Genomic DNA, 25,610 nt, shown 5'->3' with positions numbered 1-25,610 from the left:
GGATCGGATCAATGTTCGGAAAACGCGGAAATGAAGGTTTCGGAAAGGCCGGTGCCGGCGGTGTCGCCGCTCCGCCGCCGCCGATGCCGGCTGCCGCCCCGGCAGCCCCATCCGGTCCCGCGGTGCTCGTCGAGCCGTCGCGCGAGCCTGTCCGCCAGCAGGTGGCGCCGCCGCCGATGCAGACGCCGCAGCGCAAGCGCCCCGCCCGCACGGACGAATATTACGATACCAAGGCGCAGGTCTTTTCCGCGCTGATCGATACGATCGACCTCTCGCAGCTTTCCAAGCTGGACGGCGAAAGCGCGCGCGAGGAAATCCGCGATATCGTCAACGATATCATCACCATCAAGAATTTCGCGATGTCGATCTCCGAGCAGGAGGAACTGCTTGAGGATATCTGCAATGACGTGCTGGGCTACGGTCCGCTGGAGCCGCTGCTGGCGCGCGACGACATTGCCGATATCATGGTCAACGGTGCGGGCCAGACCTTCATCGAAGTCGGCGGCAAGACGATCGAATCCGAAATCCGCTTCCGCGACAATTCGCAGCTTCTGTCGATCTGCCAGCGCATCGTCAGCCAGGTCGGCCGCCGTGTCGATGAATCGAGCCCGATCTGCGACGCGCGCCTGCCTGACGGCTCGCGTGTCAACGTCATTGCGCCACCGCTTTCCATCGATGGCCCGGCACTCACCATCCGTAAATTCAAGAAGGACAAGCTGACGCTTGATCAGCTGGTGCGCTTCGGTGCGATCACGCCGGAAGGCGCGACCATTCTGCAGATCATCGGCCGCGTCCGCTGCAACATCATCATCTCCGGCGGTACGGGTTCCGGCAAGACCACGCTTCTGAACTGCCTGACGAACTACATCGACCGCGACGAGCGCATTATCACCTGCGAGGATACTGCCGAACTGCAGCTCCAGCAGCCGCATGTGGTACGTCTGGAAACTCGCCCGCCGAACATCGAAGGCGAGGGCGAAATCACCATGCGCGACCTCGTCAAGAACTGCCTGCGTATGCGTCCTGAACGCATCATCGTCGGCGAAGTGCGCGGACCGGAAGTATTCGACCTCCTGCAGGCCATGAACACCGGCCACGATGGCTCCATGGGCACGATCCACGCCAACAACCCACGCGAATGCCTGAGCCGTATGGAATCGATGATCGCCATGGGCGGCTTCACCCTGCCGGCAAAGACCGTGCGCGAGATCATCTCCTCCTCGATTGACGTCATCATCCAGGCGCAGCGCCTGCGCGATGGTTCGCGTCGCATCACCCAGATCACCGAGGTGGTCGGCATGGAAGGTGACGTCATCATCACTCAGGACCTGATGCGCTACGAGATCGAAGGTGAGGACGCGAGCGGCCGGTTGATTGGCCGCCATATGTCTGCCGGTATCGGCAAGCCGCATTTCTGGGATCGTGCCCGCTATTACAACGAAGAAAAACGCCTCGCCGCCGCGCTCGACGAGATGGAATCGAAATCGAAGGACTGAGATGTTCGGCATCGATCCAACAGTGCTGGCAATTGTCGTTCTCGCAGCCGTTGCGGCGGCTGCGGTGAGCTATGCTGTATTGTTCTCACGTATCGAGAGCGACAAGAAATCGGCAAGCCGCATCAACCGCGTCAAATCGGCCGAACTCGATCGCACCAAGGTCAAGGCCGCCCGCGACCGTGTGCAGGAACTGTCGAAGCGCCGCAAATCGGTGCAGGACAACCTGAAGGATCTCGAAAAGCGGCAGCACGAAAAGACCAAGAAGACACTGTCGCTGAAATCCCGCCTGGTGCAGGCGGGACTGCCGATCACGCCCGTCCGTTTCTATCTTTTCAGCGCGCTCTTCGCATTTGTGCTGCTGGTCGTGCTTTTCATCGTCGGCGCATCGACACCGATCATGCTTGGCGTGCCCGTGGTCGCAGGGCTTGGTCTGCCGCGCTGGGTGGTGGGCTTCCTCGTCTCGCGCCGCCAGAACAAGTTCCTCGATGAATTTCCGAATGCGCTCGACGTCATCGTCCGCTCCATCCGCTCCGGCCTCCCGCTGAACGATGCGATCCGCCTCGTTGCGACCGAGGGGGTCGAGCCCGTAAAGGGCGAATTCCGCCGTATCGTCGAATCGCAGCAGGTGGGCCTCAGCGTGCCCGAAGCCTGCGCCCGCATGACCAATCAGATGCCGTTGCAGGAAGTCAATTTCTTCGCGATCGTCATCGCCATCCAGTCGCAGGCCGGCGGCAACCTGTCGGAAGCGATCGGCAATCTCTCCAAGGTGTTGCGCGACCGCAAGAAGATGAAGGCCAAGGTCAAGGCGCTGTCGATGGAAGCCAAGGCATCTGCCGTCATCATCGGCGCCCTTCCATTCATCGTTGCCACGCTCGTCTACCTGACGTCGCCGCAATACATGATGATCCTGTTCACCGATCCGCGCGGCCACTTCATCATGGGCTTTTCGGCGGTCTGGATGTCGATCGGCATCTTCGTGATGCGCAATATGATCAACTTCGATATCTAGCGGGAGCAAAGCAGCATGTCGCAGGAACTCGCCGCAACATTGACCGATCCCGCCATGATCGTGGCGGTGCTCGTCGCCATCGCCGTCTTCGCCACCTTCTACACGCTTGCCGTTCCCTTTTTCGAGCGTGGCGATCTCAACAAGCGCATGAAGGCCGTCTCGACCGAGCGCGAGCAGATCCGCGCCCGCGAGCGCGCCCGTCTGAATGCCGACGTCGGCGGCAAGGCCACGCTCAGAAGCCAGAACAACCGGCCCGTCCGTCAGATCGTCGAGCGTTTCAACCTGCGCAAGGCACTTGTCGACGACAACACGATGAACAAGCTGCGCGCCGCTGGTTTTCGCTCGGAAAACGCGTTGAACACCTTCCTCGTCGCGCGCTTTCTTCTGCCGTTTCTCTTCCTGGCGGTTGCCGTTTTCTGGATGTTCGGCCTCGGCAACCTTGCCGACAAGGGCCTGCCGATACGGGTCTTCATCGTCATCGGCATCGCCTATATCGGCTTCTATGCACCGAACATCTATATCTCCAACCGGATGGGCAAGCGTCAGCTATCCATCAAGCGTGCTTGGCCGGACGCGCTGGACATGATGCTGATTTGCGTGGAATCGGGCATTTCCATCGAAGCGGCCATGCGCCGTGTCTCCGAAGAGCTCGGCGAACAGTCGCCGCCGCTTGCCGAAGAAATGGTGCTGACGACCGCCGAGCTCTCCTTCCTGCCGGATCGCCGCGCCGCGCTCGAGAATCTCGCAACCCGCACCCAGATCGATCTCGTTCGTTCGGTCACCCAGGCGCTGATGCAGGCGGACCGTTACGGCACGCCGGTTGCGACAGCGCTGCGCGTGCTTGCGCAGGAAGGTCGCGACGAACGTATGAACGAGGCGGAAAAGAAGGCTGCTGCCCTGCCGCCGAAGCTGACCGTTCCGATGATCCTCTTCTTTCTGCCGGTGCTGATCGCCGTCATCCTTGGTCCTGCCGGCATCCAGGTTGCCGACAGGTTCTGACGTTTGTCGCCGTCAAGAGATCCGAAGACCCTGCTTTTCCGCGTGACTGCGAAACGGATGGCGATCATTGCTAAGCGCGGAACTTCGCGCCGCCCGCCTCGGTAACCCTTGATCGCGTGAGCAATTCCGGCAACACTATACAGCAGTTTTTGCGTTCGGAATTGCGTGAAAATGGAGTTTTGCCATGTCCTCTCTGGGCATCTTTATCAGCATCATCAGCGCTTTGATGATCGGCGCCATGAGTCCCGGTCCGAGTTTCGTCGTCGTCTCGCGGATTGCGATTTCCCGTTCCCGTTTTGACGGGCTTGCCGCTGCACTCGGCATGGGCATCGGCGGCGTGACCTTCGCTATCCTTGCGCTTGCCGGCTTGACGGCGCTGCTTTCACAATTCGAATGGCTCTATCTGGTGTTGAAGATCGCTGGCGGGGCCTATCTGCTCTATATCGCCTTCGCGATCTGGAAGGGAGCGAGCGAGCCGCTGGTATTGTCGGGCGATGTCGCCGGCAAAAGCGTGCCGGCACGCAGTTTTACGGCTGCTCTGCTGACGCAGTTGAGCAATCCGAAGACGATCGTTGTCTACGCCAGCATCTTTGCAGCACTGCTGCCCAAAACCGTGCCGGCGGAGCTTTTGCTGGCGCTGCCGGTGGGCGTCTTCCTGGTGGAGGCGGGATGGTATGCGATTGTGGCATTTGCCTTCTCGGCCCATCATCCGCGAAAGCTCTATATCGCCGCCAAGGTCTGGATCGACAGGGCGGCAGGCGCTGTCATGGCCGGCCTCGGCCTGCGTCTCATCCTCTCGGGGCTGAGCAGCAAATAGGTCAGTTGGTGTTGGCGGCAGCAGGCGACGTCGTGTCTTTTGCTGCGAGCTTCTGCCAGGAATTCTGCTGGGAAAGCATGCCGCGCAGATAAGCGACATTCGCATCGGCCTGCTGCGGCGAAAGCTCGCGCCGCGCAATCTGCTCTGCCTCGGGGAATCTGCCCTGCAGGCCGACGACGAGGGCAAGGTTCTGGCGCACGCGGCTGTCGGCGGAAGGCTGGCCTGCCGCCGAGCGAAGATAGGTTTCCGCCGTGCGCAGATCGCCCGTCAGAAGATAGGACATGCCGAGGTTGGAAAGGATCGACGGCTCATTTGGCTGAATATCGAGCGCATCGCGGTAGCGCTGGCGCGCGTCGCTTGACTTGCCCATCTGGTCGAGGATCGCGCCTTCCGCCGAGATCAGCCGCCAGTCGGGCCGATCGGGTGTCTGTGCCCTGCCGATCGTGTCCAGCGCCTGCTGAAGCTGCCCCGCGGCGGCCTGCGCCTTGCCGTAGGCGGCGAGCACGTTGCGATCACCGGGATTGGCAATGGCAACCTGCTGCATGACGGCAAGCGCTTGCGCGTCGCGTCCGTTCATCCGCAGCAGATTGGCATAGTTTACGCCGTTGACGGGATCGCGCGGGTTCTTCTCATAGGCCTGGCCGACGCGGTCGGTGGCGGCCCGCAATTCGTTGGCATCCATCTGCTCGACTGGCCTGTCGAGTTTCGGGATCGAACCGGTCGTCATCCGATCCTTTGATGTCGTCGAGCAGCCGCCGAGGGCGAGCATGGCGAGAAGAGCCACGGTTCCCTGAAAAACACGCTTCTTAAAAGGGGTAGAGGCCGAGAAGGGCATTGCGCGTTCCTGAATAAATCGGCGCCTGACCTCGAAGCGGAACAGGGAAAGGTTTGACGCAATCTTCGCTCCAGCAATAGTCTGTTAACCCTAACAGACCGTTAAGAAATGATTCTGCCCCGCCGCTTAAGGACAATCATGGCCCCCTTCCAGTTCATCGAAAGACCCACGCCTTTCAACACCAAGGGTGGGTCGACGCTGCCCATCTTCGCTGTCACGCCCGCCCATATCGAAACCGGCACGATCGATCCGATCGCGCTCGATTGGGCCGGCAAGGCCGGCTACAAGGCGGAAAGCGGCTCGGTGCTGCTGATCCCCACCGCCGAGGGTCACCTCGGCGGCGCACTCTTCGGCCTCGGCAGCAATCCGTCGGAACAGCCTTTTATAACCGGCAAGCTGGCCCGCGCACTTCCGGCCGGCGACTGGCACATCGAGACCGCACCGCTGACGGCCAACCGCCTGGCGCTCGGCTTCGGCCTCGGCAGCTACCGCTTCGACCGCTACAAGTCTGAAAAATCCCCGGCTGCAACGCTGATGATCCCGCGCGATGCAGACGGCAATGAGATCAAGCGCCAGCTCGCCGGCGTCTTCCTCGCCCGCGACCTCATCAACACGCCGACCAACGACATGGGTCCGGAACAGCTCGAAGCCGCCTTCCGTGGCTTGGCCCAGCACTACAAGGCGGAGATGTCGGTCATCATCGGTGACGACCTGCTCAAGGAAAACTTCCCGCTGGTCCACACTGTCGGCCGCGCCAGCGCCGACGCGCCGCGCCTGCTGGAGCTGCGCTGGGGCAAGAAGGGCCACCGCAAAGTTACTCTGGTCGGCAAGGGCGTCTGCTTCGATACAGGCGGTCTCGACATCAAGCCGGCTTCCTCCATGCTACTGATGAAGAAGGACATGGGCGGTGCGGCAAACGTCATGGGCCTGGCGCTCATGATCATGGATGCCAAGCTGAAGGTGGATTTGCGCGTCATCATCCCGGTCGTCGAGAATTCCATCTCGTCGAATGCCTTCCGCCCCGGCGACATCTACAAGAGCCGCAAGGGCCTGACGGTCCAGATCGACAATACCGATGCCGAAGGTCGCCTGATTCTGGCCGATGCGCTCGCCTATGCCGACGAGGAAGAACCCGATCTGCTGATCGACATGGCGACCCTGACGGGTGCTGCTCGCGTTGCCCTCGGCCCCGATCTGCCACCCTTCTTCACCGATGATGCGATCCTCGCTCACGACTTGACGGAAGCAAGCCTCGAGACGGACGATCCGCTCTGGCGGCTGCCGCTCTACGCCGGCTACGAGAAGGACATCCGCACCAAGTTCGCCGATATCACCAATGCTCCGGCGGGCGGCATGGCCGGTGCGATCACCGCAGCACTCTTCCTGAAGCGCTTCGTTAGCAAAGCAAAGAGCTGGGCGCATTTCGATATCTACGGCTGGGCGCCGAACGAGCGCGCGCATTCGCCTGGAGGCGGCGAGGCGCAGGCCATCCGCGCGCTCTACCATCACATCCGCCACAGCGTCCGCTGAGCCGCCAAGGCCTTCGCTGAGCTAATCGTTAAAATTTTATTCACCTTGCGAGGCGGCATTTTGTGCCGCCTCTTGCTTGCACGCTGTAACTGCCGGAAAATGAAACGTTAGCGTAACGATTTCCGGAGGGGCCGTGCCGATTGAACTGACCGCCTCGCAGGCTCTTGGCCTCTGGCACAGTGTGGCGCTCAACCAGGTCCGTCACGACAACAGAGATTTGACGTTGCGCCAGATGGCGATCCTGCTGCATATCTATCTGGTGCCGCCGCCGCATACCGTGCGCGGACTGGCTGCGACGCTGAACGTGACGAAGCCGGTCATCACCCGGGCGCTGGATACGATGGGGGAAATGGGCCTCGTCGATCGCGTCCGCGACGATGCCGACCGGCGCAACGTCATCATCAAGCGCACCGTTGGTGGTGCGCTTTATCTCGAAAAGCTCGGCGACCTCGTGCGCGAGCAGGGCCGCAAGCTTCCGGTCTGAATGGCCCCGGACTGAAAGGCCCATCTGAAAGGAATGCCATGACGATGCTCGACCGCCGCCTTCACGCCTATCGCCCGGATCTCGCGGAAGCCGGCCTTGAAGGCAAGGTCGAGGCAGAGCGCTTCGTGAGCGGCACGACGGCCCGTGTCTGCGTCCCGGTCGTTGCCTTGCGGCCCCAGCCGGACTTTGCCCGCGGCATCGATACGGAACTGCTCTATGGCGAGGATGTCACGATATTCGATCGCGCCGACGGCTGGTGCTGGGTCAAAGCCGCATCCGACGGCTATGTCGGCTACCTGCCCGAGGACGCAATTGCAGACGCAGCTACGGCCCCGACTCACATCGTCGTTCCGCAGCGCACCTTCCTCTACCCCGAACCGGAATTGCGTAAACCCTATAAGTCAGTGCTCTCCATGGGTAGCCGCGTCCATATTGCCGGCGAAGCGGAAGCGCGCGGCAATAGCTATCTGGTCCTCGATGACGGCACTGCGATCTTCTCGAAGCACCTGCAGCCGCTGGGTGCCTTGGACGGCCAGGATTATGTCGATATCGCCGCCCGCTTTCTGGAAACGCCCTATCTCTGGGGCGGCCGTTCAGGTCTTGGCATCGATTGCTCCGGTCTCGTCCAGCTTGCGCTGCAGATGACCGGCAGAAGCGCGCCGCGGGATACCGACATGCAGGCGGCTGATCTCGGCGAGCCGATCAAGCGCTCGGATGTGCGCCGCGGCGATCTGGTCTTCTGGAAGGGGCATGTTGCGATTTTCGAAGATCCCGAAACCATCATCCATGCCAACGGCCATACGATGACCGTTGCACGCGAAAATTTCGAGGCCGCCGTCGAGCGCATCGGCTGGCTCTACGAGCAGCCGACCGGCTACCGCCGTCCGTTCTGACGCTACCTGCAATCGTCAGGCCGCTGGCGGCTTTGGCCAGTTTTTCACACCACCCGTCCAGTTTTCGAAGGCTTTCGAAAGCCTGAGCACCCGCATGTCATCGAAGCGCGGCCCGACGATCTGCAGGCCGATCGGCATGCCCTTCGAGAAGCCGCAATTGATGGACGACGCCGGCTGCTCCGACATGTTCCATGGCACCGTGAAGGCGATATGTTCGAAGGGCAGCTTCGGATCGTTGGTCGGAGAGGGCCATTCGGCCGGATAGGAGACGATCGGATTGGTCGGTGACAACACCGCATCGACCTCGGTGAAAAGCCGGCCGCAGGTCTTTCGCATCTCGATCGTCTGATTGAAACCCTTGACGGCATCCATGCCGCTGACATCGGCACCGCCCTTCGCCCATTCGTAGATATAGGGCAGAATACTCTCGCGGCGTTCCTCGCTGAGCCCGGCAATGTCGCCCCAGAAACGCGAGCGCCAGAAGGTGTCGAGCCCATCCAGCATGGCGCGCGTCAGCACCGGTCCAGATGGAACGATCGTTGCCCCGGCCTTCTCGAAGAGTTTTGCGGCTGCTTCGACCGCTATCCTCACATCTTCATCGACGGCAAGACCGCAGCCGGCATCGAGCATCAGCCCGATTCGCATTCCGCTGAGATCGATATCGAGATCCATCCAGTCGAAATCATTCGGCGGCAGGCTGGTCCCGTCGCGCCAGTCGGGGCGGGAAAGGGTCGCCATCGAATAGGCGGCATCCTCCACGGTGCGGGTCATCGGCCCCGCGCACCGCCCGACATAATAGGGATCGACCGGAATGCGCCCATGGCTCGGCTTGAAGCCGAAGACGCCCGTCCAGCCCGCCGGCAGGCGCACGGAGCCGCCAATATCGGTGCCGATATGCAGCGGCCCGTAGCCGGCAGCGGTTGCCGCCGAGGCGCCAGCGCTCGAACCGCCGGGATTTTGTGTGATGTCCCAGGGATTGCGGCTCAAATGATGAAAGCTGGAAAGGCCCGACGAGAGCATGCCGTAGTCGGGGCAGGTCGTCTTGGCGAAGATGATTGCGCCGTCCTCCCGCAGGCGAGCCGCCGCCGGGGCATCCGCTTCCGCGGGCTTCAGTTCGATCGCTTTCGTGCCGAGCGGTACCGGCTGGTCCTTGGTGGCGATCAGCTCTTTCAGCGTGACCGGGATGCCGTCTAGCGGACCGAGTGTTCCACCCTTCATCCAGCGTTCGCTCGATGCCTTCGCCTGCTCGCGCGCCGCCTGCGGATCATAGAGATAAAGCGCTGCGATCGAAGGTTCCCAGGCCTCGATATGTCTTTCGAGGGCAATCCAGTATTCGAGCGGCGAGAGGCTTTTGTCCGTGAAGCGCCGCCTGAGTTCGCGGATGGTGAAATCGGTATCTAGCATGGTCTGGTCTTTCGGGCGTTTGTCTTGGGAGGACATCAGCGGCTCGCTTCTCGCGGGTCGAAAAGGTCGCGCAGTCCGTCACCCAGCATGTTGAAGCCGAAGACGGTGAGCGCGATCGCAAGGCCGGGCAGGATCGCCAGCCAGGGGGCCAGCGAAAGGAAGGTCTGGGCATCGGCCAGCATGCGCCCCCAGGTCGGTGCCGGCGGCGCCATGCCGAGGCCGAGGAAGGAAAGGCCGGCTTCCGTCAGGATCGCGAGACCGAGCTGGATCGCCGCATGCACGATGATCTGGCTTATGATGTTCGGCAGCACATGTCGGACCGAGATCGCGAAGCGGCTGTTGCCGATCGCCTGCGCCGCCAGCACATAATCGCGACTCCAGGCCTGCAAGGAAGTGGCGAGCGTCACGCGGGCGAAAACAGGTACCATGAAGACCGCGATTGCCGTGATGGCGGTAAAGCGCCCCGGTCCCAGAAAGGCGCCGAGGATCATAGCGGACAGGATCGGTGGCAGCGCAAAGACCACATCACAGGCGCGCATCATCAGCGTCTCGTAAGGGCCGCGGATCGCAGCCGCGGAAATGCCGGCGATTGAGCCAAGCGTGCCGCCGATCGCGACCGCGCTGACTGCGATGGAGAGCGAATTCCAGCATCCGACCATCAGCATGGAGAGCACATCGCGGCCGAACTGGTCCGTGCCGAGCAGGCCGAAGGCAAGCGGCGGCTGCAGCTTGTGAATGATCTGCATCTTTGTCGGAGGCAGCGGCGTCCAGACAAGCGACAGCAGGGCTATCGCGGCCAGAAAGCCAACGATCACGGCTCCGACGATCAGGTTCTTTCGTCGGCTAAGTTTGAAGATTCGGCGTCGCGGAAGGACGGCGGAAGAGACGATGGGTGCCATCATGCCGCCTTTCGCATGCGCGGATCGATCACGAGATAGGAGAGATCGACGATGAAATTCATGACGATGACGAGGCCTGCGAAGAACAGCACGACATCCTGCATCACGACGATATCGCGCTGCGACAGCGCCTGAAAGGCAAGCCGCCCTAGCCCCGGCAGGTTGAACACGTTTTCGACCAGCACCGCGCCGGCGACGAGAAAGGTGAATTGCAGCCCGAGGATGGTCAGGATCGGCACCAGCGCATTCGGCACGATATGCCGCCAGAGCACGGTGCTGCCCGATAGCCCCTTGGCAACGGCGGTGCGAGCGAAATCCTCATGCATTGTGTCGAGCACGGCGGAGCGCGTCACGCGCGTCAGCACGCCGGCCTGCGGCAGAGCCAGGGCCACGGCTGGCATAACCAGCGCCTGCAACGCTGGCAGAAACCCGGCGTCCCATCCCGGAAAACCGCCTGCCGGCATGAGACCGAGCGTGGTGGAAAACAGGATGATGAGCAGCAGTGCCACCCAGAAGGCCGGCACCGCGATACTGACCTGCGAGAAGACCGTGGCAACTGCATCGACGATGCCGCCGCGCCGCGCCGCCGCCAGCACGCCGAGCGGCAAGGCAATCAGCACCGAGAGCGCAATGGCGATCAGCGCGAGCGGCAGCGTCACGGCCAGCCGCTCGACGATCAGACCGGCGACCGGTACACCATAGGTATAGGATTGGCCGAGATTGCCGGAGAAGACACCGGCAAGCCATTGGCCGTAACGAAACAGAAGCGGCTGGTCGAGGCCGAGCTCGTGGCGCAACGCTGCCAGTGTCTCCGGGCTCGCCGAGGTGCCGAGCATGATCGAGGCGGGATCACCAGGCAGCAGATCCATGACGGCGAAGATCACCAGCGATACGACGAGAAGGGTGATGACGAGGCCGGTGAGGCGGCGGGAAAGCAGTGCGATCATATCGTCTTCATCACCCTGTCAGCCGCCGCCCGCATCCGATGTTTACTCTTCCCAGGAAACGTTGCTGAGAACGTTGGAGGGGATCGGCTCGTTCTCCCACAGGCCCTTCAGCTTCTTGTCCCAGACGCCGAGCTTGGGCATGACGAAGAGGTAGAGCGCCGGCACGTCCTCGGCGAGGATCTTCTGCGCTTCGCCGTAGATCTTGGCCTGTTCGGCCGGATCGGTGGTCTCCTGCACCTTCTTCATGAGATCGTTGAAGACGGGGTTCTTGTAGTTGAAGTAATAGGGATCGCGCGAATAGATATCGATGTCCATCGGCTCGGCATGGGCGACGATGGTCATGTCGTAATCGCGGCTGGTCATCACATCCTTCACCCACTTCGCCGGGAATTCCGTGGGCTCGATGTTAACAGTCACGCCGATCTCGGCAAACATCGCCTGCATCACCTGCGCGCTGCGTGGAGCATAGGCCATCTGCGGCGATTTGATCGTGAAGGTGAAACCGTTGGGATAACCGGCCTCCGCAAGCAGTGCCTTCGCCTTTTCGACATTGTAAGGCAGCACGCCTGTCATATCCTGATAGCCCGGATCGTTCGGCGTATAATGGCTGCCGATCGCTGTGCCGAGGCCGGACCAAGCACCATCGATGACGGTCTGCCGGTCGATCGCCATCATCAAGGCCTGACGCACGCGCTTGTCGTCGAAAGGCTTGCGGGCATTGTTCATACCGGCCACGACCTTGAGTTCGGTATTGCCGACCTTGGTCGCCAGGCGCGTGTCGCCATCGAAGGAGCTCATCAGCTCCGGCGCGGCAAATTCCGGAAAGGCGTCGAGGTCGCCGGATTTCAGGGCTGCCGCCTGCGCCTGCGGATCGTTGATGAAGCGGAAGGTCACCTTGTCGAGCTTGGCCGCACCATCCTTGTTCCAGTAATCGGCATTCTTGACCATTTCCACGTGGTCGCCCTTGGCCCAGGTGGAGAATTTGAACGGCCCGGTGCCGACAGGCGTCGTCTTGTCGTCCGCTGCAGACTTCGGTCCGACCATGACGGAGGCCGGCCAGCCGAGCCAGTAGATCAGGCTGCCGGTCGGGCTGGAAAGATGCAGCACCAGCGTTTCTGCATCCGGCGTATCGATGGAGGCAATCGAGGCGAAGAAGCGCTTCTGCGGATTGACGGAATCCTTGCCGCGGGCGCGGTCGAGAGCAAACTTGGCGGCAGCCGAATCGAAGGCCTCGCCGTCGTGGAATTTCACGCCGCTCTGCAGCTTGAACGTATAGGTCAGGCCATCAGGGGAAATTTCCCAGCTCTTGGCGAGCTGCGGCTGCACCTTACCGGTCTCGTCGATGCTGACCAGCCCTTCGAAAATGTTCTGCCAGGTCACCTGGCCGATGGCGACAGGTGCAGCGATCGTCGGGTCGAGTCCAGCAGGCTCGACGCTCATGCCGAGATTGAGTGTGGTCTTGGCGGCTTCGGCGGGCGTCAGCGCCAGCATCATGATGCCGGCAGAAAGCGCAACGCCCATGGAAAGACGCCGCATGAGACGCGCCGACGGCGCGAGCGAAACCTTGATCATCCTGTTCCCCTGTTTGGTTCCGCTGCTTGGCGGATCCCTTTTGCGAGTAGAGTGACACCACAGAAGTGCACACACAATGACGATTTTGTGTGCTCAGTGTAGCCGAAAAAGCTACACAGGAATTCTTGCCCTGATGCAAGTCCGCGAGTTCTACTCTTTGCTGTCGGTCTTATTCTTTGCCGGTAGTTTGGCGGTTCGATCGCTCGCGCATGAAGCGTTCGATGAAATCGAGAAGCTTGGTTGCGGCAAAGGAAAGCTGTCGATCGGGCGCCACGCAGAGATCGACATGCGTCCGGATGCCGGTCTTGCCGGCAAGGGGAATGGCGCAGAGCTGCCCGGCCTCGATTTCGCGGCGAACGGTCAGCGCCGGCAGCAGCGTCACCGCTGCGTTGCTCAACACCAGTTCCTTGAGCATCTCCAGCGAACTTGTCACAAAAATCGGATCGAGGCTGAGCCCGTCCTTCTCGAAGAGCGCGTCGAAGGCCTGGCGGAAGCCGAAAGATTGGTCGGGCAGCGCCAGCGCGTAATCGGCCAATTCCTTCAGGGGAATATCCGGACGCGCCGCCGCCGGATGGCTCGGCGAGGTGATGAGGTCGTAGGCGATTTCCGAGCGCAGCCGCACCTTCGTGCCGGACATAGGCGGCGCAAACAGTGTCACCGCAATATCGGCCTCTGCACTGTTGACGGCTTCGATGGCGGCCCGCGCGCTGGTGATCGTCACGGCAAAGCGCAGCTTGGGATATTTCAGGCTGAATTCGGCCAGCGCAGGCGCAAGCAGATTAGCGACGGTCGCGCCGTTCGCGTAAATGTTGACACGGCCGCGCTGCAGGCCCTTCAGGTCCTCGATCAACTGCTGCACATGGTCGAGCTCGCGCAGCGTGCGGCCTGCACGGGCCGCCAGCAACTCGCCGGCAGCCGTCAGCTTCACACCGCGGGCGCTGCGTTCGACCAGGGGTGCGCCGAAGTGGTATTCGAGGTTCTCGATCTGCCGGCTGATCGCGGTCGGCGCGACATTCAGGTTTTCGGCCGCCTGGCGCATGGAGTTGGTTCGCACCAACTCGTCGAAATACATCAGCGCCCGAATCTGCATTCACCCGTTCTCCGCCGTCAGGCATTTTTCATAGTTTAAGCAGTTAGCGTCCGGCCGGATAGCGGTCGCGCCATGCCATCAGCGCGCCCGGCACTGGAAGCGCCGCCGCCTCGTAGACGCCGCGCGCGATCGCCCGCGCCATGACGATCCCGGCCAGATGGCACAATTCCATCAGGCTTGCCATGTCATTGCGCTCGTGTTTGCCGGTGGAAGCCGCAAAAATCGTATCGCCATCGAGCGGCAGGTGGGCGGGTAGCACCGCGCGGGCCAGCCCGTCATGGGCGGCGATGGAAAGCCGGTGCGCCTCCGCCTTGATTAGAGATGCATCTGTGACGATGGCGCCGATCGTCGTGGCCGTCGTCTTCACGCCCTTCAGCCGCAGGCTGTGGTCCATCAGGCTGGGCAAGCCGAGCCCGCCGAATTCTGCATTCTGTTCGAAAGGGGCGGCCCAGAAATGCGGGCCTTCGCCGATCGTCGCCGTACCGACGGCATTGACGGCGACGATGGCCGCGATGCGATACCCGGCGCTGCTGACCGCACTTGCCGAGCCGAGCCCGCCCTTGAAGGTCGCGGTCGTTGCCCCCGTGCCGGCACCAACAGTGCCGAGATCGAACGCCCCCTTGCGGGCGGCTTTCACGGCCTCATAGCCCATCTCGCGATAGGGCGAATGCAGACCCCAGTCCTTGTCGCCGCCATTCAGCAGATCCATCAGGATCGCCTGCGGCACGATCGGAATGCGAACCGGGCCAACCTGAAATCCACGCCCCATCTCCCGCAAGCCTGCCTGCACGCCGCCTGCCGCGTCGAGACCGAAGGCCGATCCGCCGGACAGCACGAAGGCGTCGACGGCATCGACGACCATGGAAGGGTCGAGCAGCGCTGTGTCGCGTCCGCCCGGCGCACCGCCGAGTACGCTGCCGGAAGCGACTGCCGCTTCATCGAAGACAATGGCCGTGACGCCGGAACCAAGCGAGAGGTCGGTTGCGTGGCCGACGGAGACGCCTTCAATATCGGTGAGGAGGTTGAGAAGATCGGACAAGCGCTGGCTCCTGTCTTGAAGGGAAGCGCGCCGATAGGAAGTCAAATGCGTTTAAAAGACAAGACTGGCAAAAAACAAGACCGGCCCGTTTTGCCGGGCCGGTCGGAAATCCTCTGAGTATTAAAGCCGCGTTCTGCGTCAGGCATGAAGGGGCTTCGGGTGACGGCGGGTCATCAGATCGTGAATGGCCAGCTTCACCTCGGCGGGCGAGCTGAAATGCTGCTCGTCGAGGTCATGGACATGGAACTTGACAGCAATGAACTTCAACCGGTCATCGTCCGGAATGACGATCCCGACCGGGATGCCTGCATATTCGATAACTTCTTTTTTCATGCGTAGAACTCCTGCCGCGCGGATGCGCTGGCTATGGCGAATTGACTTGTCTGTTACCGTTGAAAGGGGACGAACGTCACATTCGACAGTTCGGGCGGGAGAGGGCGCCCGGACGGTCATTGCCAAGCACAGATCGCCCAAGGACTCTGGCGAGAATTGCGAAATCGATCATGTCTCGTTCCTTGTTTTGGCGTTGCACTTGCGTGGTCCCGGTAGAGCCCGGGGCCGGTGAAAGACCATCTCTTTAATCTACTAACTTAGTAGAGAATAGCCGATGGCCTATAAGAAACATATTCCGAAACGTGTCAAAATATCGGCGATCCGAAAAATTTCATTCCATCACACGTCGATTTGCAGAAAGAAATCTATCACGTCTTCGTGCAACCCATGTGACGGTCCGAGCAGCTCGTAATCGCCGAAGCAGACATAGGAGGCCGATCTGATTCCGGCAATGGGCGTTTGGTTAAAATTTGGAAAGCCTTGAAAAGACCGAATTGGTAAACGGCTGGAACCCTCGTCTACCAGCCTTCCCGAAGCACCTTTTCCAGCATATCGGCGAAGAAATCGGCGCTTTGTTCGGTGAGGCAGAGCGGCGGCTTGATCTTCAACACATTCAGGTGATCACCCGTCGGCTGCATGATGACGCCGAGTTCTAAGAGCCGGTCGCAGATCGCCACCGTCTCTTCGGTCGCCGGCTCCAGCGTCGTTCTGTCGCGCACGAATTCGAGGCCGAGATAGAGGCCCATGCCATGCACGGCGCCGACGATTGGATAGCTGTCGATGAGTGCTGCCAGCCGCGCCTTCAGATGGTCGCCCGCCTCCCGGGCATTGTCCTGCAGGCGCTCCTCGGCCATGACATCGAGAACCGTCATGCCGGCAACGCAACTGACTGGGCTGCCGCCGGCAGAGGAGAAGAAATAGCCTTCCTTCTCCAGCGAAGCGGCGATCTCCTTCGTCGTGATGACCGCGCCGAGCGGATGGCCATCACCCATGCCCTTGGCGATGGTGATGATGTCGGGCACCACGCCTTGCTGCTCGAAGCCCCAGAAATAATGGCCGAGCCGCCCGTAGCCCACCTGTACCTCGTCGGCGATACAGAGGCCGCCGCGCTCCCGCACCTGCCGGTAGACCTCCGTGAGATAGCCGTCGGGCAGTGGAATACCGCCGGCATTGCCATAGACCGATTCGGCGATGAAGCCGGCCAGCCCCTCGCCCTTGGCATCGATGGCCTCCAGCACCGGTGTGACGGTACCGAGATAGTCCGCCGTCGACTCCGGCCCGCGGAACTGGCCGCGATAGGTGTTGGGCGAGACGACAGCGTGAACCCAGTCCGGCCTTGTCGTCAGCGCCTGCGGATTGTCGGCGATAGAGGTGGAGACCGCGTCGCTTGCCACCGACCAACCGTGATAACCCTCCAGCAGGCAGACCATGTTGCATCGGCCGCTATGCGCCCAGGCAAGCCGCAGCGCCAGGTCGTTGGCTTCCGAGCCGCTGTTGACCAGGAACACGGCATCCATGCCGTCGGGCGCCAGCGAGGCAAGGCTCTCGGAGAATTCCGCGACGGCGGAATAGTGGAAGCGCGAATTGGTGTTCAGCATCAGCCATTGCTGGCCGATCGCTTCCGCCATGCGCGGATGACCATGGCCGAGGATCGTGACATTGTTGACCATGTCGAGATAGACGCGACCCTCGATATCGAAGAGATGCTCCTTCCAGCCGCGCTCGATCTGCGGCGGGTGCGCGTAATAATTCTTCTGCGGACTGGCGAAATGCGCCTGCCGCAGCTCCAGAAGTGCTGTCGTTTCGGGTTTTGGCGCATCGGCACCCGGCCCGAGAAGCACCGAAGGCGAGGGGCAGAGCGCGGACCACGCCTCGGCTTGCTGCGGTGTCGAAAAGAGTGGCGGCTCGAAGCCGGCGATGCTGCAAAGCTGCAGGCGCAATCCGCCGAGCGCGGACGTCTCGCCGGAGACCGTGCCGAGCCCCTGACCGGCGGCGACCTCGCTGCCGTCCTCGACTGAAAGTTCGATTCCGTCGATATGCAGCTTCATATCGGCGCCTGTGAGGACCAGATGCTGGTCGTACCAGGTGATCCGACCGGCAAAGGGCGCGGCAACGATACTGCCCGCCGCAAGGCAGATATCCATATGCAGGGCATAGGTCGCCTGGGCTTTTGCGCGGTGCAGGCCGGCGCGGGACAGGCGATATTCGCCGTAACGCGTGGCCGCAGTTCCCGTTTCCGCCGCCGCGCGGGCAAGAAGCCGCCAATCCATGTCGGTCGCCAGCCAGTTGCCATCAGAAAAATGCGGGCTCTGCACGCCGAGATCGACATAGGCGATGGATGCAGGATCGATCTCCGGCAAGAGCGGCTGCCAATCTGCCGTATCGACATCGGCAATATCGAGACCGGCCGCTCTCAGGATAGCCGCTTCCATCAGTTCGAACGGTACGGACATCGCCGTATCGAAGATGCGCCGTTCGCCCTCCAGATTTCCTCTGACATAGTCATTGTCAGGATCGATCGCGATCTGCTGCTCGCTGCTGGCGACGAGGATGACGGCGCGCGCCACGATGAGCGGCCAGAGTGCCTTCAGCTCGTCCTCCATCAACGGGTAAATCTCGTGATAGGCTTTCACCGCCAGCAGGATGTAAAAGGGATCGCCATCTGCCTGGTGCAGCAGAGAGGCGCAGGTCACGGCAAGATCGCCGACCAGCCAGCCGCGGATGATGTCGCCGAAATCGATCACGCCGTCGGGAACAGGCCGCCCATGCAGATCGGGGCGGCTGACGACATTATCACCCGTCACGTCGTGATGAACCGCCTGAAGCCGCAGTGACGGTGCAAGCGGCTGGATGCGGCGCACAGCCATGACCATCGTCTTGGCGATCCTGTCGCGCGCGGCGCTGTCGGTGATGGAGGAAAGCAGTTGCACGGCCACGGGCCCGGCGCGTCGCAGGTCCCATTGCAGGCTGCGGTCGAGCCCGGGATGGGTAAAATCGGCAAGCGCCTCAGCCAGCCGCGCGCAGAGCGCGCCGAGCGCCGCGACCGAGCCCGGCGCCAGATAGGCACGGTGCGTCAGGCTTTCGCCTTCGAGATATTCCAGCAAACGGACCTGATAATTCTGCTCCCTTACGCTGACCGCAACGATCTCCTGTCCTTCGGTGGACGCCATCACGTTGGGAACACGCGGCGCATCCGCCTTGGCGCGCAAATGATGGATCGCCGCATTCTGCGCTTCGAGCTCTTCTGTCTCGTAGGCGGCATGGCAGATCTTCAGCACATAGCGGCCGTCTTCCGTGTCGAGCCGATAATTGCGGTCCTGTTGGCTGCCAAGTTCGGACAGCGTGCCTGAAAGCCCGTAATGGGAAAGAAGGATATCTGCGGCTTCGGAAGCGGTAACATCGGGGCGCGGCAGCGCCATGCGGTCAACAAGCGCTTCGTCGGTCATGGCACCCCTCCGCGGCATGATTCGATTACCTAATGAAACAGATAATCAAGCACTTGCCGACAAGCAACGGAAGATTGCGCCAGCCGCGGATTTAGGGGAAGTGCGTTGTTTGCCTCAACCCATGCGTTCGGAGGCGTAGCTTCCGGGGCTGGCGGGGAAGACGATCGTGCGGTTGCCATTGAGGAAGACGCGGCGGTGGATATGCGCATGGATGGCGCGCGCCAGCACCTGGCTTTCGACATCGCGGCCGATCGAGACATAATCGTCGGCGCTCTGCGCATGGGTGATGCGCGCCGTGTCCTGCTCGATGATCGGGCCTTCGTCGAGATCGGCCGTCACGTAATGCGCCGTCGCACCGATCAGCTTCACGCCACGCTCATAGGCCTGCTTGTAAGGGTTGGCACCCTTGAAGCTCGGCAGGAAGGAGTGGTGGATATTGATGATGCGGCCTGACATCTTCTTGCACATGGCATCGGAGAGAACCTGCATGTAGCGGGCAAGCACGATAAGTTCGGTGCCGGTCTGCTCGACGATGTCGAGGATCTGGGCTTCGGCCTGCGGCTTGTTTTCCTTCGTCACCTTGATGTGGTGGAAGGGAATGTCGTGGTTGACCACAACCTTCTGGTATTCGAAATGGTTGGAGACGACGCCGACGATGTCGATCGGCAGCGCACCGATCTTCCAGCGATAGAGCAGGTCGTTGAGACAGTGGCCGAAGCGGGAGACCATCAGAAGCACCTTCAGGCGCTCGCTCCCGTCATGTACGTCAGCCTCCATGCCGAATTTCTCGTAGATCGGTTTGAAGCCTTCGCGGATCTCGGCAAGCGTCACACCCTCTTCGGAAATGAAGCTGACGCGCATGAAGAACTTGCCGGTATCGAGGTCGTCGAACTGCGAACTATCGATGATGTTGCAACCCTTTTCGGCGAGATAGGTCGAAATCGCCGCCACGACGCCGCGCGTCGATTTGCAGGTTACCGTCAATACGTAGTCCGTCATGTCCTCTTCCCTCTCTTCAGCCGCCGGGCCGTGCTTAGATCAAAGCTGTGGCCGCGAACAGGCCGGCAAGCTTTCATTTCTGCAATAAATTGCAAGCCGAACTTTCATGCCTGCGGCATTTGCTTTCATGGCCGCAAGCTTATGACAGGCAGCGCGGGATTCCGTTCTGCCTGCGCCGTCGAAAAGCCCGTCCTCGCCCTCTGATAGTTTGAGGTCAGACGGCCGGCCGGCTGGCAACCCGGACTTTTCTGCGCGGCGTGATGATTTCGTGAATGATCGCCCCCACGATGGAAGAGAGCACGAGGCAGAGGATCACGAAGATGACAGGCTGCTGAAGCGCGCCGATCGGGAAACGGTTGGCGATGATCCGGAGGAAAGCCAGCGTGAAGGCATGCGTGATGTAGATCTCGTATGAGGCGTCGCCGAGATAGTTGAGCCAGTGGACAAAGGGAAGTTTCGAAAAGTCGATGGAAACAGCGCTATAGACGATGAAGATTGCCGGTATGCCCCAGCCATAATAACGGTCCTCGGGCCGCACCAGATCCTCGTTGATGAAGAGGAAGGCGATGCCGACAGCAAGCAAAACCCAGGCCCAGCGCTGCGGCAGCAGAAGCTTCTGGCCATAGAGCCAGCCGAGCGCCACGCCGCCCAGGAATTCCAGGATGATGGGTTGGCCGTAGAATTTGGTGGCTGTCGTTTCCGGTAGCAGGTGGCAGACGATCAAAATGGCTGCAAAGGCACCGAACAGAGCAGGCAGCCGATAGTCTTCGCGGATCGGCAACAGCAGCGCGAAGACGAAATAGAAGAACATCTCATAATTCAGCGTCCAGCCGGGCACGATGACGGGCGCGATCATCGTCGGGTCGACCGGATTGATCCACGGCAGGAACAGCATCGAGGCCATGAGATGCGGCAGATCGAAAGCGGTAGACTTGAGAAGCGACGGTGCGATAAGCGCGACAGTCGCCGAAAATAGCGTTGCCAGCCAGTAGAGCGGCACAATCCTCTTGGTGCGCTTGCGGGCGAAATCGACTGGCGTCATGTTTCGTCCGCTTGTCGTCAGCCACATCACGAAGCCGCTGAGCGCGAAGAAGATATCGACACCCGTTTCGCCATAGATGAACGAGGTCGCGTCGATGGCGGGATTGACCTTGGCAAGCTGCAGGATCGCATGGAAATAGACGACCATCAGCGCCGCGATGGCACGCAGATATTGCAGCTGGACAAGCATCTGGTGTCTTGCTCCCACAGGCTCTGCGGATCGCCCTTCAGGCAAGCCGCTTCGTCAACTCAGTACATTTGCCGGACGACCCTGCCGGATACGTGGCGTGTCGCGGAAACGCATGAACCCGATGACAAGCCAGACGAGGCCGGCGATCTTCATCGAGAAGATTGCCGTTCCCCCGATCATCATATTCAGAAAAATGAAAAGAGAAAGTGAATGGGCGCAGCGCCTTTGTGCCGGGCTCGTGCCCGCGGGAAACAGGCAGACGAAGAGCCAGAAGGCGATGACGCCGAAGATCGTTGCGCCATAGACGAGATAGACATAGCCGCTATCGGCGAATTCGGCGACTTTATCGACGGAAAGCCCGAGGATCGCCAGCGGATCGAGATCCATCAGTTTCTTCATCGTCAGATTGATGCGCCCGGTGAAATTGTCGCCGATCGCATTGGGGTCCTTCATGTAGACAAGAAAGCCGGCGCAAACGATGAGCGGCATCAGCGCCAGATTGAAAGCCTTGGGGATTCTGGGAAAGACGAAATAGCCGCCGATACAGCAGATGCAGAAGATGAGCATCGTGCGGGTATCGTTGGTCGTGAGGATCAGCAGCGCTGTCGCAATGGCCAGCGCCCGGTCGATCCGCGTCAGCCGGTCCCACATCGAAATAAGGTAGATCGCGATCACGCCACAGAAATTGGCAAGCGACACCTGCTCCAGAAAGATCGAGGACGAACGGTGATCGATGATGCCGAATGAGAATCGGCCGGGAAAGCCGAGTGCATTCTGGAACAGACCCGTCGTGTTGAAGCTGAGAGGCTTCAGCCCGCGCGTGTTGGCGAAATAGTCCGAGGGATGCACGATACTGACATAGAAGGGCACGCTGATGATCTCGAAGATCAGGAAAAGCAGTACCATGAAACAGGCCACACGGAAGATCAGCTTCAGCGTCCGCTCATTGCACCAGCCTCCAAGCCCCGTAAAGCAGAAGATGATCAGGACGTTGCGGAAATGATCGATAAAGGCCATGCGGTTGATCGCGCTGACATAGACAGTCACGATCAGCGTGAAGAGCATGAACAGGAAGGCCGGAAGGTCTTCCTCATAGATCCCTTTGTGCAGGATGTAGATGATTGCGCTCGCCATGATCAGGCCTTCGCTGGCCGCCACGTGCGTCATCGAAAGTGGCATGACGTTGTGGTTTATGAAGGCCAGGATGCCATTGTAGAGAACCGAGAGCAGCCCGAGGATCAGAACAGGGTAATCGAGACGCGAAGCCGGGCTGGCCGCACCAGCAACCGTTTCGAATCTCGTGCTCGTCTCTCCGACTGATGCCATGTCACTTCCTCGCGGGCTTTACCGCTGCGCAGACGGGCGCATGTTTGGGAACTATTTGCTCAAGCAGACGCATTTGCGGGCGCTCAGGCGTGTCACGCGGCTGTACGTTGAAAGGTTCGTTGGCCGGCCACCATTCGCCAGCCGCCCAGTAGGAGAAGCCGATCCACGCATCGCTGTTGTCGGACATGGTGGTGAACATGGTCTTCAGGCCATCGAGGCAATCCGCATTTGCAGACGCGCCAAATTCGCCCAGGAATCCGCGTTTGCCGTTCTTCTTCAGCCAGGCGGTCACATTGCTGACGGCATCGGTCGCGGCCTTTGCGCCCTCGCAGGTCTCGTGCGTGCCCGAAGAATCCGCGTCGAGATACTGATGGAATTCATAGGCGTAGAAATCGAGCGGATCACGCACGCCGAGCATGACAGTTCCGTTCGCGCCGCCGATCACATCGGTTTCCCAGCTTGCAGCTCCGCTCCAGGCTGTACCGGGAACGAGGATGAGATTGCGCGCGCCGACCGCTCGAATGCCGCGGATCGCGGCGTTGGCGGCTTTCAGCCAATCGGTCGCGGGAACGTCATGCGGCTCGTTCATCAGCCCGAAGAGAACGCCCTCCTGATTGGCAAATTCGACGGAAAGCCGAGCCCAGAAATCGGCAAAGGCTGCATTCGTTGCGGGCGGCTTGCCGACCTGATCCTTGTCATAGTAGCCGAAATTATGCGGATCGAGCAGCACGCTCATCTTGTGCTTGCGAACCAGCGCTACCGTATCCTTCAAGCGCTGTAATTCATCATCGTCGAGCCGCGTGCCGAGCGTCGGCTGCAGCCGCTCCCAGCGGAAGGGCAGGCGGATGATCGTCATTCCCTTCTTGGCGAAATAGCTGATCGTTTCTTCGGTCGGGTAGGTGTAGTTCGTGCCGTAGACGCCGCCGCGCTCGCCATATTCGGCGCCGGAGAGATTGACGCCATAATAGCAAAGTGGCGCGTCAGCGGCATGGGCGGTGGACGAAATGGTCATGACGGCGGCAACCAGCAGCCTGTGCAGCAGTCTTTTCCGTTTCATGGCTATCCTCGCGGGTCGCGGCAGGTCGCCACGTCGGCTTCAATGCCGGCATCTTAACGGTCCGTTAGCTAAGAATTTCTAAAGTCGCTCTGTCTCGGCCATCCTTTCCTGCCGGGCGGATGCGGTGTTTATGAATCAGTATGACGGGAACAGGGTGAGCCGCCTGCCTGCCTGGCGCAGTTATGAGTCGTCTCAGCCTGCGCCTGAAGGCACCCGTGCGCGCAGCCCGATCATCCGGCCGACCGATTTCGTTCCGCCTCCACCGGCTCCCGAGCCCGGTCCTCTTCCGGTTCGCCCGGCAGTGTCGGAAAGCCGCCCCGCTGAGCCGCCGCACCGCGATATTCCCGCCGTCCCCGAACCCCCGTCAGCGCCTGAACCCGTGGTCGAGCAGGCACCTGATGTCGCCGGACCATTGCTGGATATCAGATCCGCGGTTGCTGCCATCTGGAGCAGGCGCCTGATTATTGCCGGTCTCTGCCTCGTCGGTGCCGCCGCCGGCGCGGTGATCGCGCCTCGTATTCAGCAGAAATTCACCGCCGTTGCCGCCCTCTATTTCGATCCGCGTCAGATCGGTCTTGCCGACAGCGGCTCGCAGAACGCGGCCCCGTCGCCGGAAATGATTTCGACGCTGATCGATAGCCAGGTTCAGCTGCTGACCTCGGGCAACGTATTGCGTCGCGTAGCCGACGCTATGAAGCTCGATCAGGATCCGGAATTCACCGGCGGCAGGACGGATGGCGCCGCCATCATCGGCGCTCTTCAGAAGGCCCTGCTGATCACGCGTGAGAATAATACCTACGTGGTCTCGCTTGCCGCGACGACGCATGATCCTGAGAAATCCGCAAAGCTCGCAAACCAGGTCGTCACCTCCTTCATGCAGGAGGAAAGCAGTGCATCGACTGGCCTTTATGAGACCACCTCCTCAGCGCTCGGCGGTCGCCTCGACGATTTGCGCCAGAAGGTGCAGGAGGCCGAACAGGCGGTCGAAACCTTCCGCGCCGACAACGACATGGCGGCGACCGAGGGCAACCTGATTTCCGACCAGCGCCTTTCGTCCCTGAATACGCTGCTCGTCACTGCCCAGGAAAAGACTATCCAGGCCAAGGCCCGCGCCGATGCCGCTGCAAATCTGCGGGTCGAAGACATCGTCGCCGGCAGCCAGACGGACGGCGCCACCGGCACATCGCCGCTCGTCAGCCTACGGCAGCAATATTCCGCCCAGGCCGCTGTCGTCGGCAGCCTGCAGAGCCAGATGGGTTCGCGCCATCCGCGCCTTCAGGCCGCGCGCTCTTCGCTCGAAAGTATCGGGGTAGAAATCAGGGGCGAGTTGCAGCGGGTCGCGACCTCGGCAAGAACCGAATACGAACAGGCCAAGAAGGCCGAAGACGATATCGCCAAGGAATTGGCGGTGCAGAAAGCCCTGCAAGCCACGACATCGGACAAGCAAGTGCAGCTGAACGAACTGCAGCGCAAGGCGACTGCCGCCCGTGAGCTTTACGAGGCCGTGCTGAAACGCTCCGGTGAGACCAGCGAAGAGCAGAACCTCAACCAGAGCAATATCCGCGTCGTCTCGCCAGCCGAAGTTCCTGTTAAGGCAGATGGGCCGAGCAAGAAAATCATCATGGTCGCAGGCATGATCGGTGGGATGCTTGCAGGCTTTGCTGTCGGCGCAGGTTTTGCAATCCTCGCCGGCCTCTTCTCTCATCCCGTCATCAGGAGCTATTTCCGCAAGCCTGCTCGCGCTTCCGCTTGATGGCGACGTCCAATCTTCCTACATCCTGAACATGGGCACCGAACAAAAGATGCCCATGAAAGAGGTTGTGATGCGGTTCGCTGCGGTTCTCCTGCTGTCGCTTGTTGCCGGTGCTTCGGCTGCGCCCGCCTTTGCCATCGATTGGCAGAATTCCGGCAAGCAGGCCGTGCAACCGCTCTATCCCTATAAGGATCTTCCGGGCGTGAAGGCGCAGCCGGACGAGAAGGTGGAGGAGTCGTACGACTGCCACACCGAGACGGTGCAGATCCGCCGCCGCCATGATCAGATCTTCCGCTCCGGCGGCATGCCGACACTGATGTATGTCTGTGAACGCGACGGTGTGATTTCCATGGACAGCCGCGTGCCGCTGCGCGGACACTACCAGCCGGTGCGGTGAAAGCCGGGGTAAGCCTCTACGATGTGATTGTGCTCGCAGAGCCGGAAGGCGGGA

The 25,610-nt window shown here is 61.1% G+C and carries 22 protein-coding genes; 9 read left to right on the top strand and 13 right to left on the bottom strand.

Going from position 1 to position 25,610, the window contains the following annotated elements; translation table 11 throughout:
- The first annotated feature begins 11 nt into the window (after nt 1-11).
- The 4 genes from AC1DM5_RS15175 (at nt 12) to AC1DM5_RS15160 (ending at nt 4,321) form a co-directional block, all read left to right on the top strand.
- On the top strand, nt 12-1,496 hold the full coding sequence (locus AC1DM5_RS15175; RefSeq protein ID WP_477821570.1) for a CpaF family protein: 1,485 nt from the start codon (nt 12-14) through the stop codon (nt 1,494-1,496).
- Nucleotide 1,497: 1 nt separating this feature from the next.
- Nucleotides 1,498-2,505 carry a type II secretion system F family protein gene (locus tag AC1DM5_RS15170; RefSeq protein ID WP_477821571.1) on the top strand — a complete coding sequence of 336 codons (1,008 nt, stop codon included), beginning with the start codon at nt 1,498-1,500 and terminating at the stop codon, nt 2,503-2,505.
- A gap of 15 nt (nt 2,506-2,520) precedes the next feature.
- Nucleotides 2,521-3,504 carry a type II secretion system F family protein gene (locus AC1DM5_RS15165; protein WP_477821572.1) on the top strand — a complete coding sequence of 328 codons (984 nt, stop codon included), beginning with the start codon at nt 2,521-2,523 and terminating at the stop codon, nt 3,502-3,504.
- 184 nt (nt 3,505-3,688) lie between these two features.
- The gene (locus AC1DM5_RS15160; protein WP_037100579.1) at nt 3,689-4,321 is read left to right on the top strand and encodes a LysE family translocator; all 633 of its coding nucleotides are present in this window, start codon (nt 3,689-3,691) and stop codon (nt 4,319-4,321) included.
- 1 nt (nt 4,322) lies between these two features.
- On the opposite strand, the gene AC1DM5_RS15155 is transcribed toward AC1DM5_RS15160, so the two are convergent.
- Nucleotides 4,323-5,156 carry a tetratricopeptide repeat protein gene (locus tag AC1DM5_RS15155; RefSeq protein WP_477821573.1) on the bottom strand — a complete coding sequence of 278 codons (834 nt, stop codon included), beginning with the start codon at nt 5,154-5,156 and terminating at the stop codon, nt 4,323-4,325.
- Nucleotides 5,157-5,294: 138 nt separating this feature from the next.
- Between AC1DM5_RS15155 and AC1DM5_RS15150 the strand changes: the two genes are divergently transcribed.
- From AC1DM5_RS15150 to AC1DM5_RS15140, 3 genes are all read left to right on the top strand, one after another.
- Complete coding sequence (locus AC1DM5_RS15150) at nt 5,295-6,686, top strand: leucyl aminopeptidase family protein (protein WP_310379737.1); 1,392 nt, start codon at nt 5,295-5,297, stop codon at nt 6,684-6,686.
- A gap of 133 nt (nt 6,687-6,819) precedes the next feature.
- On the top strand, nt 6,820-7,170 hold the full coding sequence (locus AC1DM5_RS15145; protein WP_037100586.1) for a MarR family transcriptional regulator: 351 nt from the start codon (nt 6,820-6,822) through the stop codon (nt 7,168-7,170).
- 38 nt (nt 7,171-7,208) lie between these two features.
- Complete coding sequence (locus AC1DM5_RS15140; RefSeq protein WP_477821575.1) at nt 7,209-8,063, top strand: C40 family peptidase; 855 nt, start codon at nt 7,209-7,211, stop codon at nt 8,061-8,063.
- Between the two features lie 15 nt (nt 8,064-8,078).
- Here the strand turns inward: AC1DM5_RS15140 and AC1DM5_RS15135 are convergent, their stop codons facing one another.
- The 12 genes from AC1DM5_RS15135 to AC1DM5_RS15080 form a co-directional block, all read right to left on the bottom strand.
- Nucleotides 8,079-9,467 (bottom strand): amidase, encoded by a 1,389-nt coding sequence (locus AC1DM5_RS15135; RefSeq protein WP_477821641.1) that lies wholly within the window; start codon nt 9,465-9,467, stop codon nt 8,079-8,081.
- Between the two features lie 35 nt (nt 9,468-9,502).
- On the bottom strand, nt 9,503-10,366 hold the full coding sequence (locus AC1DM5_RS15130; RefSeq protein WP_477821642.1) for an ABC transporter permease: 864 nt from the start codon (nt 10,364-10,366) through the stop codon (nt 9,503-9,505).
- The gene (locus AC1DM5_RS15125; RefSeq protein WP_477821576.1) at nt 10,366-11,313 is read right to left on the bottom strand and encodes an ABC transporter permease; all 948 of its coding nucleotides are present in this window, start codon (nt 11,311-11,313) and stop codon (nt 10,366-10,368) included. Before AC1DM5_RS15125 ends, AC1DM5_RS15130 begins: the two co-directional genes overlap by 1 nt.
- A gap of 42 nt (nt 11,314-11,355) precedes the next feature.
- The gene (locus AC1DM5_RS15120; protein ID WP_477975191.1) at nt 11,356-12,885 is read right to left on the bottom strand and encodes an ABC transporter substrate-binding protein; all 1,530 of its coding nucleotides are present in this window, start codon (nt 12,883-12,885) and stop codon (nt 11,356-11,358) included.
- Nucleotides 12,886-13,054: 169 nt separating this feature from the next.
- Nucleotides 13,055-13,975: a LysR family transcriptional regulator gene (locus AC1DM5_RS15115; RefSeq protein ID WP_477821578.1), complete on the bottom strand. Its 921-nt coding sequence runs from the start codon at nt 13,973-13,975 to the stop codon at nt 13,055-13,057.
- Between the two features lie 43 nt (nt 13,976-14,018).
- Complete coding sequence (locus AC1DM5_RS15110; RefSeq protein WP_477821579.1) at nt 14,019-15,014, bottom strand: P1 family peptidase; 996 nt, start codon at nt 15,012-15,014, stop codon at nt 14,019-14,021.
- A 138-nt stretch (nt 15,015-15,152) separates the two neighbouring features.
- The gene (locus AC1DM5_RS15105) at nt 15,153-15,347 is read right to left on the bottom strand and encodes a hypothetical protein (protein ID WP_025669973.1); all 195 of its coding nucleotides are present in this window, start codon (nt 15,345-15,347) and stop codon (nt 15,153-15,155) included.
- A 518-nt stretch (nt 15,348-15,865) separates the two neighbouring features.
- Complete coding sequence (locus AC1DM5_RS15100; RefSeq protein ID WP_477821580.1) at nt 15,866-18,793, bottom strand: aminotransferase; 2,928 nt, start codon at nt 18,791-18,793, stop codon at nt 15,866-15,868.
- Between the two features lie 114 nt (nt 18,794-18,907).
- Nucleotides 18,908-19,792, bottom strand: a complete 885-nt coding sequence (gene purU / locus AC1DM5_RS15095; protein WP_477821581.1) for a formyltetrahydrofolate deformylase — start codon at nt 19,790-19,792, stop codon at nt 18,908-18,910.
- Nucleotides 19,793-20,006: 214 nt separating this feature from the next.
- Nucleotides 20,007-21,023: an acyltransferase family protein gene (locus AC1DM5_RS15090; RefSeq protein ID WP_477821582.1), complete on the bottom strand. Its 1,017-nt coding sequence runs from the start codon at nt 21,021-21,023 to the stop codon at nt 20,007-20,009.
- Between the two features lie 54 nt (nt 21,024-21,077).
- Nucleotides 21,078-22,349, bottom strand: a complete 1,272-nt coding sequence (locus AC1DM5_RS15085) for a hypothetical protein (protein ID WP_477975189.1) — start codon at nt 22,347-22,349, stop codon at nt 21,078-21,080.
- 1 nt (nt 22,350) lies between these two features.
- On the bottom strand, nt 22,351-23,406 hold the full coding sequence (locus AC1DM5_RS15080) for a glycoside hydrolase family 5 protein (protein WP_477821584.1): 1,056 nt from the start codon (nt 23,404-23,406) through the stop codon (nt 22,351-22,353).
- Nucleotides 23,407-23,536: 130 nt separating this feature from the next.
- Between AC1DM5_RS15080 and AC1DM5_RS15075 the strand changes: the two genes are divergently transcribed.
- Together AC1DM5_RS15075 and AC1DM5_RS15070 are read left to right on the top strand one after the other, a co-directional pair.
- Nucleotides 23,537-25,159, top strand: a complete 1,623-nt coding sequence (locus tag AC1DM5_RS15075) for a GumC family protein (protein WP_477821585.1) — start codon at nt 23,537-23,539, stop codon at nt 25,157-25,159.
- Nucleotides 25,160-25,229: 70 nt separating this feature from the next.
- Complete coding sequence (locus AC1DM5_RS15070) at nt 25,230-25,556, top strand: hypothetical protein (protein WP_477821643.1); 327 nt, start codon at nt 25,230-25,232, stop codon at nt 25,554-25,556.
- Nucleotides 25,557-25,610: the final 54 nt, after the last annotated feature.

This window comes from Rhizobium sp. 01T437 (assembly GCF_056398505.1).
Note: the sequence above shows the minus strand (reverse complement) of the source record. Positions and strands in the feature narration are given on the sequence as shown.